This is a genomic window from Streptomyces sp. A18 (assembly GCF_059026065.1).
On record NZ_JBWLKL010000014.1, the window covers coordinates 92624 to 104978 of the forward strand.

Below are 12355 nucleotides of genomic sequence, written 5' to 3' on the forward strand. Positions count from 1 at the left end.
ACGGCGTGCTGCTGGTGGTCGGTGAGGGCGGAACGGGGCGGCTCAGCGTTCGAGGACCAGGGCCAGGCCCTGACCGACGCCGATGCAGAGGGTGGCGACGCCGACTCCTGTGCCTTTGCGGGCCAGTTGACGGGCGACGGTCCCGGCCAGGCGGGCGCCCGAGGCGCCGAGGGGGTGGCCCAGCGCGATGGCGCCGCCGAGGGGGTTCAGGACGGCCGGGTCGAGGTCCGGCCATTCGGCGACGCACCCCAACACCTGTGCCGCGAAAGCCTCGTTGAGCTCCAGCGTGCTCAGATCACCGAAGGACCTGCCCGCCTTCGCGAGCGCCCGGTCGACGGCCTCGACCGGGGCGAGACCGAAGTAGTGCGGTTCGGTCGCGGAGACGGCGGACGCCGACACGCGGGCGAGCGGCTCGCGGCCCGTCGCCTTCAGGCCCTCCTCGTCGACCAGGAGCAGCGCGGCGGCGCCGTCGTTGAGCGGCGACGCGTTGCCGGGCGTGACCGTGCCCTCCGTGGTGCGGAAGGACGGCTTGAGCGTGGCCATCGCTTGCGGGGAGGCGTCGGGGCGTACGCATTCGTCGCGCTCGGCGAGGACGGGCTCGCCCTTGCGCTGCGGTACGGCGAGCGGTGCGACCTCCGCGTCGAAGCGGCCGTCCGTCCAGGCCTGGGCCGCCTTGCGGTGTGATGCCAGGGCGTAGGCGTCCTGCTGCTCGCGGGTGATGCCGTGCTTGTCCGCGATGAGTTCGGCGCTCTCGCCCAGCGGGATCGTCCACTGTGGGTCCATCTTCGGGTTGACCATGCGCCAGCCCAGGGTGGTGGAGTACAGCTCGGTGTGCCCGGCGGGGAACGGCTTGTCGTTCTTGGGCAGGACGTAGGGGGCGCGGGTCATCGACTCCACTCCGCCGGCCAGGGCGATGTGGAGGTCTCCGCAGGCGATGGCTCGCGCGGCCTGGATGACGGCTTCGAGCCCGGAGGCGCACAGCCGGTTGACGGTCACGCCCGGCACCGTCACGGGCAATCCCGCGAGCAGGGCTGCCATGCGGCCGACGTTGCGGTTCTCCTCGCCCGCGCCGTTCGCGTTGCCGAAGTAGACGTCGCCGATCCGGGAGGGGTCCAAGTCCGGTGTACGGGCGAGGAGTTCACGGATGGCGTGGGCGCCGAGGTCGTCGGGGCGGACCCCCGCGAGCCCCCCGTTGTACTTGCCGAAGGGCGTACGGACCGCGTCGACGATGTAGACGTCCCTCATGACATGGCCTCCGACGTGTGCACCTCGGCGGCGGTCTTGGAGACGATCTCGTCCGCGGTGACCCCCGGGGCCAACTCGACGAGTTCCAGGCCGGTTTCGGTGACGTCCAGGACGCCGAGGTCGGTGATGATCCGGTTCACGCAGGCCCGGCCGGTCAGCGGCAGCACACACTCCTGGAGGATCTTCGGGGAGCCGTCCTTGGCGGTGTGCGACATCGCCACGATCACCGTGCGCGCCCCGTGCACCAGGTCCATCGCCCCGCCGATCCCGGTGATCATCTTGCCGGGGATCGCCCAGTTGGCCAGGTCCCCGCGCGCGGACACCTGCATGGCGCCGAGCACCGCGACATCGATGTGCCCGCCGCGGATCATCCCGAAGGAGAGCGCGGAGTCGAAGTAGGAGGCGCCGGGCAGGACGGTGACCGTCTCCTTGCCCGCGTTGATCAGATCCGGGTCCACCTCGGCGTCCGTGGGATACGGGCCCACGCCCAGGATGCCGTTCTCGGACTCCAGGACCACCTCAACGCCCTCGGGGAGGTGGTTGGGGATCAGCGTGGGCAGCCCGATGCCCAGGTTCACGTACTGACCGTCGCGCAGTTCGCGGGCGGCGCGGGCCGCCATCTGCTCACGGGTCCAGGCCATCAGCTGTTCACCGTCCCCCGTGCCGGAGGCGCGGATATCGTGCGCCGCTCGATGCCCTTGTCCGCCGCCTGCTCCGGGGTCAGTTCGACGACCCGCTGGACGTAGATCCCCGGCAGGTGTACCGCGTCGGGGTCGATGTCGCCCGGCTCGACGAGCTCCTCCACCTCGGCGATCGTGACCCGCCCGGCCATCGCGGCCAGGGGGTTGAAGTTGCGGGTGGACTTGTTGAACACGAGGTTCCCGTGCCGGTCACCCCGGGCGGCCCGCACCAGCGCGAAGTCGGTGCGGATGCCGCGCTCCAGGACGTACTCCTGCCCGTCGAACTCCCGCACCTCCTTGGCCGGTGACGCGAGCGCCACCCCGCCCGAGCCGTCGTAGCGCCACGGAAGGCCGCCGTCGGCGACCTGCGTGCCCACCCCGGCGGGCGTGTAGAACGCGGGAATCCCGCACCCCCCGGCCCGCAGCCGCTCGGCGAGCGTGCCCTGCGGGATCATCTCGACCTCCAGCTCACCGCCCAGATACTGACGGGCGAACTCCTTGTTCGCCCCGATATACGACCCGGTCACCCGCGCGATCCGGCCCGCCGAGAGCAGCACCGCGAGCCCCGACTCCATCGCCCCGCAGTTGTTGGACACCACCCGCAGGCCCGAAACCCCGGCCTCGTACAGCGCCCCGATCAGCACGCCGGGCACACCGCTCAAGCCGAAACCGCCCACCGCGAGCGACGCGCCGTCCGGCACCTCGGCCACCGCGTCGGCGGCCGAGGCCACCACCTTGTCCATCCGTCGAGCCCCATCTCTTCCAGGCCGTCGATGCCCTGCCAATTAATCAGGGCACTGACTATTTCTACGAGATGGAACTTACGCTGCCACTCGTTCCCTGGGCCGTCAAGGGCGAGTACTGTGGCGCCTACTGTTCAGTGCACCTACGGAAATCTCGTGGAGGACCTCATGGCCGCGGTGGACCTGACCACCCACCCCGGGCACCTGGCCCGGCGTCTGCAGCAGGCGCACTATCTGCTGTGGAACACGATGGTCTCCGAGGAGATCACCTCGCCCCAGTTCGCCGTCCTGAACGCGCTCGTGGCCGAGCCCGGCCTCGACCAGCGCACCGTCGGCGAGCGGGTCGGCCTCGACCGGTCCACCATCGCCGAGGTCATCAGCCGCCTCATCCGGCGCGAACTGCTCGACAAGGTGCGCGACCCGCAGGACGGCCGCCGGTATCTCCTGCACCTCACGGACGAGGGCAGGCGCACGCACCGCAAACTGACCGTGCGGACGGCCCGGATGAACCAGGTCTTCCTCGGGCCGCTCTCGGCGGACGAGCAGACCGTGTTCTTCGACCTGATCCAGCGGGTCTCGGAAGCGGCGGAGGGGCTGCGCAATCCCGCAGAGCCCCTCGCCACCGGCAGGACCTGACTCAGGCCTTCGCGTACACCACCCACACCTGGCCCTTCGCGAACGGCAGTTGCTCCCCGCCGTCCGCCGTCGTGAACTCCGTGCCGTCCTCCGGGGACGGGCGCTCCCAGCGCGCCTCGTAGGCCCGGCCGTCCCGCAGGACCCGCGCCTTCCCCGAGCCGACGGTCTCGGTGAACGGCGTGTTGTTGCCCGAGCGGTCGTGGAAGCGGGACTCGCGCACCTTCACGTACTGCACGACGACCGTCGACGCGGCCAGGGTCTTGCCCGCGGTGGTGCGGGCCTGCTCGCCGTCCATGGAGACCAGCCAGCGATCCTGCTCGGCCGACCAGCTGAAGGTGAAGCGCGCCGCGGGGAAGCGCACGGTGCGCTCGTGTTCCGGGGTGCCGCCCTTCGGGCGCGGGCCGAAGCTGAAGCCCGTGCTCTCCAGGCCCGACTCGCGCGGATCCGCGTTCAGCGCTTCGGGGCGTACGAAGAGGTTGTGCGGAGCCACCTTGCCGCCGCCGCGGAAGTAGGCGTCGCCCGGCGCCTTGCCCGGGGACAGCGGTCGCAGGGGAGCCGCCGAGATCAGCGGGAGGAGCTTCGACTGTGCCCCGGAGAACGCGAGAACCGGATCGTCGAACTGCCGGAGCAGATCAAGATCCGTCTCCCGAGCGCTCCGTACCGGTCCGATCACGGGCGGCAGTCGTCCCGCGTACACCGCCATCAGGCGGCTCAGGCCCGCCTCGACCTGCTCCGCGTACACGACGTCGGCCGCTTCCAGGCCCGTCTGCGGGCGTGCCGGTCGTACGTTGTCGATCTTCACGGCGAGTACGCGTCCATCGTCGCCGCCGGGTGCTTTCCCGTCGGCCCCACTCGTGTCGCTCAGGGTGCAGCCGGGCGCCAGGCCCATGGTGACGGCGGCCGCCACCGCCGCCACCATGGCGCGTCGTGTCCGTACCCGCGATCGCGTTCCCGCTCCCGTTCCCATACGGACTTCCTACCCCGTACGCCCCCGCTCTCCCGTTCCGCGGCCCCTCAGCCCAGATCGAGGGCGTTGCGCAGGCCGAGCCGGTAGCGGGTGCGGTCGTGGCGCTTGAGGAGCTCGATCGCGGGGGCGCGGAACAAGGGGGTCACCGTGCACGGTGCGGCGTCCGAGCCGACCCGCTTCAGGATGGCGTTCACCGCCTGTCGTGCCGACGTGTTGGCACCCTCCATCGTCGCTAGGTCGATCGGCACGGCCACGTAGTCGCCCGCCAGATAGAGGTTGGGGATCTTCGTGGTGGCCGACGGGCGGTTGTGGAGGGTGCCGACCGGATGGATGAGGAGCTCGTCCTCGTTGGTCGGGTTCGGCGTCCCGATGCCGTCGACACCCGGGTCCAGGAACCACGAGTGCAGTTTGCCGTCGCTCAGGACGACCTTGCCGGTGTCGTTGAGCGCGGCCTTGAGCTGCGCCCACACCTCCTTGGCGACCTCGTCGCGCGTACACTCCTTGGCCGTCTTGCCGTAGAGGATCCCCGGCTTGTCCCACTCGGAGATGTCCACGGAGAGGCAGTCGACCGCGACGCCGTCTCCGTAGTCCGCGGGAAAGTCACGGTCCGGCCAGTGGCCCGCCTGCGCGATGCCGGTGAGCGACCAGGGCGAGTCGATGAGGTTGAAGTGGCCCTTCACCACCGGCGGACGCTCCGTCAGATAGAACTGGATGCCCGTCATCCAGTCCGTCTCCAGCTTGTCGCAGCGACCCAACTGCGGGTCTGCCGCCTTCAGTTCCGCGCTCCACGTCCTGCGCGCGTGCTCCACCGGCATGGCCTGGACGTAGTGGTCGGCGGTGACGTCACGGCGTACGCCGTCCGGATCCTCGACGACGGCCTTCGTGATGTGCCCGTCCGCGAACCCCAGTTGACGCACGTCCCAGCCGACGCGGAACTCCACGCCGAGCGACTTCAGATGGGTCACCCACGGGTCGATCCACGCCTCGTTCGTCGGCGCGTTGAGCAGTCGGTCGGGCGGGCCGTCCGCGCCCTGGCCCAGCACGTTGAAGACGAAGGCCTCGCCGAGCGTGCCGACGGTGCGGGTGCTCGCCTCCTCGGCCTTGGTGGCGACGATGTTGCGGGTCACGCCGATCGCGAGGATGCGCTGGTAGTCCTTCGACATCTCCGCGGCGCGCACGAACTCCCACCAGGGCGTCGACTCCCAGGTGTCGTCGCGGCGTTCGTCGCAGCTGGTGAGGAAGACCAGTGCGCGGTTCACGAAGTACGCGGCCTCGTGCGCGGGCAGGTTGAAGGCGGTGTCCAGGAGCGCGGTGAGCGCCCGCGCGATGTCGTCCAGGGTGAGCTTCTCCGGCTCGCTGCCCGGCCACGGGATCGGCATCCGGATGTCCTCGCGCCCGGTGCGCGCGAACGACATCTCGCGCGGAGCGGCCAGGTTGTCCCAGACGCCGTTCGCGTTCCCGGGGAAGGGGATGCGGCGCATCGTGTCCGGGAGGTTGTGGTAGATCCCCGGGATGAAGCGGAAACCGTGCTCGCCGGGCAGCGGCCTGCGGTTGCCCTTCGCGCTGTTCGGTACGTCCATGCTGCGGGCCTTGCCGCCAAGCGCCCTGCGTTCGTAGACCGTGACGGCGAAACCGCGCTCGGCCAGCTCATGGGCGGCGGTCAGGCCCGCGACGCCACCGCCGAGCACGGCCACGTTCCGCAGCGCCGGATCCGCCTGCGGGGCGCGGTCGTCGGCCGCCGCCGGCAGCGCTCCCGCGCCCAGCGCCACCGCGCCGCCCGCCGCGGCGGCCCCCGCGACGAACGTCCGTCTCGTACTGCCCGCAGCTCCCGAGCACCCCATGAACCGGCCCCCTTACCGTAGGTAACTCCCGCATCAGGCGCAGGAGCTTACGGTCGGTGTCCGTGACGTGGAAGCGGCGTGCGGGCGCGGGCCCGAACATTGGCGAGAATGCGTTCCCCAGGGGGCACGGGTGGTTCAGCGCCGTCCGGCAGTTCCCGGTAGAGCGATGCGGTGTTCACCGCGCATCAGAGGTTCGGCGACGGCAGCCGGTTCCCAGTGATCCTCGACATCACCGACCGCGAACAGCCCACCGTGCGCGGCGCGGACTGTCCCGTCCCGCGCGCCGGTACGCCGGCCGGCGCTAGCGCAGCACGTCCGCCAGGTCGTACCGGACCGGCTCCTCCAGCTGGGCGAACGTACAGCTGTCAGGGGTACGGTCCGGTCGCCAGGTGCGGAACCGTGCCGTGTGCCGGAAGCGCTGCCCGTTCTCCATGTGGTCGTACGCCACCGCGTACCAGGCACCTCCCAACGGGTCCTTCGACAGGCGGGGACTCGCGGCCGGAGGGAAGATCCACTCATGAGTCAGGTGCGCCTACTGGGAGCGTTGCAGGCGGGGTCGATCCGGAGTCCCCAACATGACTCCTGGTGTGGAATCAGCCGGGGACGGGACCGGTTGTGACCTACACCACCGGCCGGCTCACTCGCTGACGTGTTGGCATACGACGTGGACGGTGAGGATCTGCTCGTCGCTGCTCTTGTTGTCGACTACGACAGTCCAGACCTTGTCTGCCTTGTTGGGGTAGCTGCTGACGATGTCGGCGAAGTTGGAGCCGTCGCTCGCGTCCTCGTATCCTCCGCTTGCCACCTCGGTGCCTGCGGGGCACGTGGGGCTGTCGTACCTGCGCTGAAGGTTCCCACCTACGGTGTGCCTTGCGCTGAGGATGGTAGGCGCCTTGGTTGGGCCTGGGTCTCCCTTTTCCCCCTTGGCACCATCGGCACCGTCCTTGCCTGCCTTACCCGGTGCGCCTGCGGCCCCGTCCTTTCCGGGTGTCCCTTGCGCCCCCGTCTCTCCCTTGGCTCCCTGCTTCCCGTCCTGGCCGTCAGTGCCAGGCTCCCCCTGGGGTCCGGTCTTACCGGTCTCTCCTGTGTCGCCCTTAGCTCCGTCGTCGCCCTTGGGTCCTGCGGGACCTACATCACCCTTGTCGCCCTTCACACCGTTGGTTGAAGTGCCGTCCTTTCCAGGATCGCCCTTCTCTCCCTTGGGCCCTTGAGGGCCCGTGTCTCCCTTGTCGCCCTTGACTCCGTCGGTTGAGGTCCCGTCCTTGCCGTCCTTGCCTGGCTTTCCGGGGTCTCCCTTAGGTCCGGTAGGGCCTACAGGTCCCGTCTTGCCTGTGTCACCCTTCTCCCCCTTGTCACCCTTGCTGCCGTTGGTGTTGGTTCCATCCTTACCGGGCTCGCCCTTGTCGCCCTTAGGGCCTGCGGCGCCTGTAGCGCCGGCTTCGCCCTTCTCGCCGCGCGGTCCTGCTGGACCGTCAGCGCCTGCCACACCCTGTGGTCCTTGCTCGCCTGTCTCGCCCTGGTCCCCCTTGGGGCCCTGCGGTCCGGGAGGGCCAGGAGGACCGACTCGGCCACCTGACTCGTTGGTGCACCACTTCACGTAGCTGTTGTTCTTCGTGTAGCGGGCGGATACCCAACCGGTCTTGCTGGTGAGGCGGTACCAGAGCCGGTTTCCGGCGACGTTCTGTCCATTGGTCTTGCACGTGATCTGTAGGACAGTTCCGCGTCGGAAAGTGTCGGTGACGGTAGAAGCCGTGGTTGCCTTCGCACGCGCGTGCAGAGCTGTGCGGGCCACAACGGTGCCGGTTGCTGCGGCTGCTTCCGCTACGGGAGCTACAGCGACTGTGAGGCCGGTGAGAAGCACTACGGCTGCGGCTCTTTTGGTTGGGTTCATGCGGGCACGCTAGGTGGCTGCCATATTGGATGCTTGTAGGGCACAGCGAGAGTCCTACGATTGGCGTATCCAAAGGTCAGGGAGAGCAGGCGAACGGTCTTGGCGCTCGGGGGCTTCCGTTGTTGTTGCAGCCTGTGTGAGCCGGCCAGCACGCAAAGTGAACTCGCCCTGGGCTCCAGGGCAGTTGAAAGCCCCGCCGCACGCCGTGTGCTGCGGGGGAAGCACATGGGGTGTACGACGGGGCCTGGCTGGACGGCATGGGCTTGTTGGTCGCGGTCGAAGACGTGACCGCAGTCCTCACACTTCCACCGGCCTGTCAGTAGCTGCTGAGAGCCGACATGGGTACTGCGGCAGTCGGGGCATTCCATCGGGTCACCTTTTGGCAGTAGTCGCGGCAGCGATACGAATTGCTTCCGCTATCTGCTCGACGTGCTCAGCCCTGAGCGCCGGAACTTGCACGTACGCGTGTCCCTGGCGTCGCCCCACCATGGGCCTGACACCTTCATAGGCCGACTCGGGGAGGCCGAGCAGTGCCAACTTCGTGCAGTGCGCTGCTGGCGTCACTGGCCTTGTGGAGACTGTCCCGCCACGTCTGCATATCCACTGCCATCACGCCTTCGCGTGATCGGCTTGGTGGTGGTCGCGCAGCTCCACGTTGCTGTCACTGACGCCGCTGTAATTGCCCGTCGACCGGGCGTTCTCGCGGTGAGTGCAGATGCTCAGGCACGTCTTGCAACCTGGCTTTGCACGGGGTTCCGGGGGCAGCTCGCTAAGCCCGTAGCTCTGTGGTTTCTGCGTCACCACGTGGCCACCAACCCTCGCTATACGGCTCTCCTGCGGTGCGAAACCAGTCTGTGTACGCGGAAGGTTGGGGAGGGAGGATGTTGTAGTCGGTGTGGACCCAAGTTCCGTCACCGTCAAAGACGTTGAACTGAACGAGCCGGTCATCGAACAACCAGAAGTCATTGCCAGGTAGGGCCAGTTCGGATGCCTCACGCCGGGGCAGCCACCGGACCTGTTCGCCGCAGGCCACGTTCCCGTACGTGACGTCGTGCTCCCACCTGATGTAGTCGGAGGCGGGTTCCCCGATGACGCGGGCTCGGCGCACGGTGACCCCTTGGGCGGTCATGTCTTGGATGAGACCGTGCCAATCGTCCCGCCACCACGATGAACGGTCGGACCAGTCCTTGCGTTCGCCTGCCAGCCAGGCGTCAAAGGCGGGGTGTTTGCCGGGGACGCGTACGAGTCGCGGGTCTCAAGGTGCACGGCTGAGCGCTCGCACTGCCTGAGCAGCGTGGCGAACTCAGCGAGACTCTGCGACACGGATTGCCTCCTTGAGGAGCGGGATCATCCTCGGTTCAAGGACGATCGTTGACTCGTCGTCTGCGCGGGGCGAGTCGTGACCGAGGTCAGCGTGCGCCGTCTTGCCCTGGACGACTAAGCGCTTCTCGTCGTCCACCCAGATTGCTGGGGCAACCGTTCACGTCCGACTCTGGATCTTTGCCAATGAATGTGTAGCTCATGCTTCGCGCCCTCCCTGAGGTTGTTGCGCTGCGTTGCAGAGCGTCACTCCTCCGGATACGGCTGGTCAAGCGGGCCGGGAGGTACGGGCGGAGACATGGGCCGTACGTCCGGCTCCTGGACAGGTCAACTAGCAAGGCAACGTTGGAGAGTCGGTCTCGCACCCCGGAGCGAGTCCTAGCCTGGTACTCCGGGCAACAGGTCGGCGAGGTTGTACACGGGCTCTTCGAGTTGTCCGTAGGTGCAGCTTGTCGGCGTGCGGTCGGTCCTCCACCGTCGCCAGCGTGCTGTGTGCCGGAAGCGGGCGGGTTCGTTTAACCTGTTGGAAAGGGTGTCGTACGCCACCTCGCAGACGCGCTCGGGGCGCAGCGGCATCCAGGACAGGTCCTTCTTGCCCGACCAGCGGCTCGGTGCGCCCGGCATCCGGGACGTCTCGTGCGCGGACTCGTCGGCCCAGGCCGCCCAGGGGTGGCCTTCGGCCGACTCCATCCGCAGCGGCTCCAACTCGTCGACGAGCTCCGCGCGCCGCCCCATGGAGAAGGCCGCGCAGACACCGACGTGTTGCAGGGTGCCCTCGTCGTCGTACAGGCCGAGGAGGAGCGAGCCGACGATGGGGCCGCTCTTGTGGAAGCGGTAGCCCGCGACCACGCAGTCCGCGGTGCGCTCGTGCTTGATCTTGAACATGAGGCGTTCGTTCTGCCGGTAGCGCAGATCGAGCGGCTTGGCGATGACGCCGTCAAGGCCCGCGCCCTCGTACTGCTCGAACCACTCCTGGGCGAGTTCCGGGTCCATGGTGGCGGGCGCGAGGTGGACGGGGGCACTCACGCCTTCCAGGGCCTCGGTGAGAAGGCCCCGCCGCTCGGTGAGAGGTGTGTCGAGGTGCCCCTGATCTCCCAGGGCGAGCAGATCGAAGGCCACGAACGAGGCCGGGGTCCGCTCGGCCAGCGTCCGCACCCGGGACGCGGCGGGGTGGATGCGCTCCGTGAGCGCGTCGAAGTCGAGCCGCCCGCCTTGGGCGATCACGATCTCGCCGTCGAGGACGCAACGTGCGGGAAGGCGCTCCAGCAGGGCCTCGGCCAGCTCAGGGAAATACCGGGTCAGCGGCTTGCCCGTACGGCTGCCGATCTCCAGGTCAGCGCCGTCCCGGAAGACGATCGCGCGGAAGCCGTCCCACTTGGCCTCGTACTGCATGCCCGGCGGGATCCTCGCCACGGGTTTGGCGAGCATGGGCTTGACGGGGGGCATCACCGGCAGATCCATGCCTCGATTCTGTCCCCATACGCCACACTCCGCCCGGTATGCGCCTCTCGCTCATTGCGCCTAGCGTGGCCGCATGGGTGGTAAATCGGTCGAGCTCGACGCGGGCGGGCGGACGGTGCGGCTCTCCAGTCCCGACAAGGTCGTCTTTCCGGAGCGCGGCTTCACCAAGCTGGACGTCGCCAACTACTTCCTCGCGGTCGGCGACGGGATCGTCCGCGCCCTGCACGACCGGCCCACGACGCTCCAGCGCTTCCAGGACGGGGTCACCGGCGAGTTCTTCTACCAGAAGCGCGTCCCCAAGAACCACCCCGAGTGGATCCCCACGGCCACCATCGCCTTTCCCAGCGGCCGCACCGCCGAGGAGATGTGCCCCACGGAAGTCGCGGCCGTCATCTGGGCCGCCCAGTTCAACACGCTGACCTTCCACCCCTGGCCGGTCCGGCGCGAGGACACCGACCACCCCGACGAACTCCGCATCGACCTGGACCCGCAGCCCGGCACGGACTACGCCGACGCGGTGCGCGCCGCGCACGAGCTGCGTGCGGTTCTCGACGCGTACGGACTTCAGGGCTGGCCCAAGACCTCCGGCGGGCGGGGCATGCACGTCTTCGTGCCCATCGAACCGAGGTGGGACTTCACCGGCGTACGACGGGCCGCGATCGCCTGCGGGCGCGAGCTGGAGCGCCGTATGCCCGACGCCGTCACGACCGCGTGGTGGAAGGAGGAGCGGGGCGAGCGGATCTTCGTCGACTACAACCAGACCGCCCGTGACCGCACCATCGCCTCCGCCTACTCGGTGCGGCCCCGGCCGAACGCCCCCGTGTCGGCGCCGCTGACCTGGGACGAGGTCGACGACGCGGTGCCGGAGGACTTCGACGTCGGCACGATGCCGGAGCGGTTCGCCCGACTCGGCGACGTGCACGCCGAGATGGAGAAACACGCCTTCTCCCTGGAGCCCCTCCTCGAACTCGCCGAACGGGACGAGCGGGAGCACGGACTCGGCAATCTGCCCTATCCGCCCGAGTATCCGAAGATGCCGGGCGAACCGAAGCGGGTCCAGCCGAGCCGGGCCAAGCACGAGGAGTAGCGCGGCGGGCGGGCTCAGATCGGGTACGCCGTGTGGATGTTCCCGTCGCGGACGACCACCTCGACCTCGTTGGTCACCCTGCCACTGCCGTTGCCCCGACGGGGCTGCCGTAGTCGAAGCGGTGGATGTGGCTGTCCTGGCCCATCGTGGACGTACGTGATGTGGCCCGACCTGCGCACCAGGGTGCCGTCGTAGACGCGCGTTGTACTCGGCGTCGTTCAACGGAGGCGTCAACGGCTCCCCCCAGCACGGGGCATACGCCCGACTGCACGCCTGGCGCGGGCTGTACGCGATGCTCGGTCTGTCCGCCGGTACGCCATTCCTCGACGCCGTGCGGTATGCCGCCGACTGCCGGTGGCTGCGCTTCATGGCGTTCACGCGGTGGTTCCACCACGACACGGCCGACGTGGGCTTCGCGGTGCTCGATCCGTCCCGTACGCGGGTGGCCGTTCTGGCGGCCACTGACACCGACACCGACGACTGA

At 68.9% G+C, this 12355-nt stretch carries 10 protein-coding genes and 3 pseudogenes; 3 read left to right on the forward strand and 10 right to left on the reverse strand.

Annotation, left to right across the window (positions count from 1 at the left end; all coding sequences use genetic code 11):
• Positions 1-42: 42 nt before the first annotated feature.
• Genes AC5P1C_RS22805 through AC5P1C_RS22815 form a run of 3 tightly spaced genes read right to left on the reverse strand, consistent with a single transcriptional unit; the run spans position 43 to position 2668 of the window.
• On the reverse strand, positions 43-1245 hold the full coding sequence (locus AC5P1C_RS22805; protein ID WP_493867752.1) for a thiolase family protein: 1203 nt from the start codon (positions 1243-1245) through the stop codon (positions 43-45).
• Positions 1242-1886 (reverse strand): CoA transferase subunit B, encoded by a 645-nt coding sequence (locus tag AC5P1C_RS22810; RefSeq protein WP_493867753.1) that lies wholly within the window; start codon positions 1884-1886, stop codon positions 1242-1244. Before AC5P1C_RS22810 ends, AC5P1C_RS22805 begins: the two co-directional genes overlap by 4 nt.
• A complete protein-coding gene (locus AC5P1C_RS22815; protein WP_493867754.1) occupies positions 1886-2668 on the reverse strand; it encodes a CoA transferase subunit A in 783 nt (260 codons plus the stop codon). Before AC5P1C_RS22815 ends, AC5P1C_RS22810 begins: the two co-directional genes overlap by 1 nt.
• A 168-nt stretch (positions 2669-2836) precedes the next feature.
• On the opposite strand from AC5P1C_RS22815, the gene AC5P1C_RS22820 reads away from it, so the two are divergent.
• On the forward strand, positions 2837-3304 hold the full coding sequence (locus AC5P1C_RS22820) for a MarR family winged helix-turn-helix transcriptional regulator (protein ID WP_493867833.1): 468 nt from the start codon (positions 2837-2839) through the stop codon (positions 3302-3304).
• 1 nt (position 3305) lies between these two features.
• Here the strand turns inward: AC5P1C_RS22820 and AC5P1C_RS22825 are convergent, their stop codons facing one another.
• From AC5P1C_RS22825 to AC5P1C_RS22855, 7 genes and pseudogenes are all read right to left on the reverse strand, one after another.
• Positions 3306-4223, reverse strand: coding sequence for a DUF3048 domain-containing protein (locus AC5P1C_RS22825; protein ID WP_493867755.1), 918 nt, complete (start codon positions 4221-4223; stop codon positions 3306-3308).
• 95 nt (positions 4224-4318) lie between these two features.
• On the reverse strand, positions 4319-6112 hold the full coding sequence (locus AC5P1C_RS22830; protein ID WP_493867756.1) for a hydroxysqualene dehydroxylase: 1794 nt from the start codon (positions 6110-6112) through the stop codon (positions 4319-4321).
• Positions 6113-6413: 301 nt separating this feature from the next.
• Positions 6414-6560: pseudogene (locus AC5P1C_RS22835) on the reverse strand (ATP-dependent DNA ligase); the annotation flags it as partial.
• A gap of 189 nt (positions 6561-6749) precedes the next feature.
• Entirely contained in the window at positions 6750-7598 is an 849-nt protein-coding gene (locus AC5P1C_RS22840; protein ID WP_493867837.1) for a collagen-like domain-containing protein, read from the reverse strand.
• Between the two features lie 138 nt (positions 7599-7736).
• Positions 7737-8003: pseudogene (locus AC5P1C_RS22845) on the reverse strand (SH3 domain-containing protein); the annotation flags it as partial.
• Between the two features lie 769 nt (positions 8004-8772).
• Positions 8773-9326: pseudogene (locus AC5P1C_RS22850) on the reverse strand (DUF6879 family protein).
• A 375-nt stretch (positions 9327-9701) separates the two neighbouring features.
• Positions 9702-10784 (reverse strand): ATP-dependent DNA ligase, encoded by a 1083-nt coding sequence (locus AC5P1C_RS22855; RefSeq protein ID WP_493867757.1) that lies wholly within the window; start codon positions 10782-10784, stop codon positions 9702-9704.
• A gap of 73 nt (positions 10785-10857) precedes the next feature.
• Between AC5P1C_RS22855 and ligD the strand changes: the two genes are divergently transcribed.
• Both ligD and AC5P1C_RS22865 read left to right on the forward strand, forming a co-directional pair.
• On the forward strand, positions 10858-11871 hold the full coding sequence (gene ligD, locus AC5P1C_RS22860) for a non-homologous end-joining DNA ligase (RefSeq protein WP_493867758.1): 1014 nt from the start codon (positions 10858-10860) through the stop codon (positions 11869-11871).
• Between the two features lie 202 nt (positions 11872-12073).
• Entirely contained in the window at positions 12074-12355 is a 282-nt protein-coding gene (locus AC5P1C_RS22865; protein WP_493867759.1) for a DUF6183 family protein, read from the forward strand.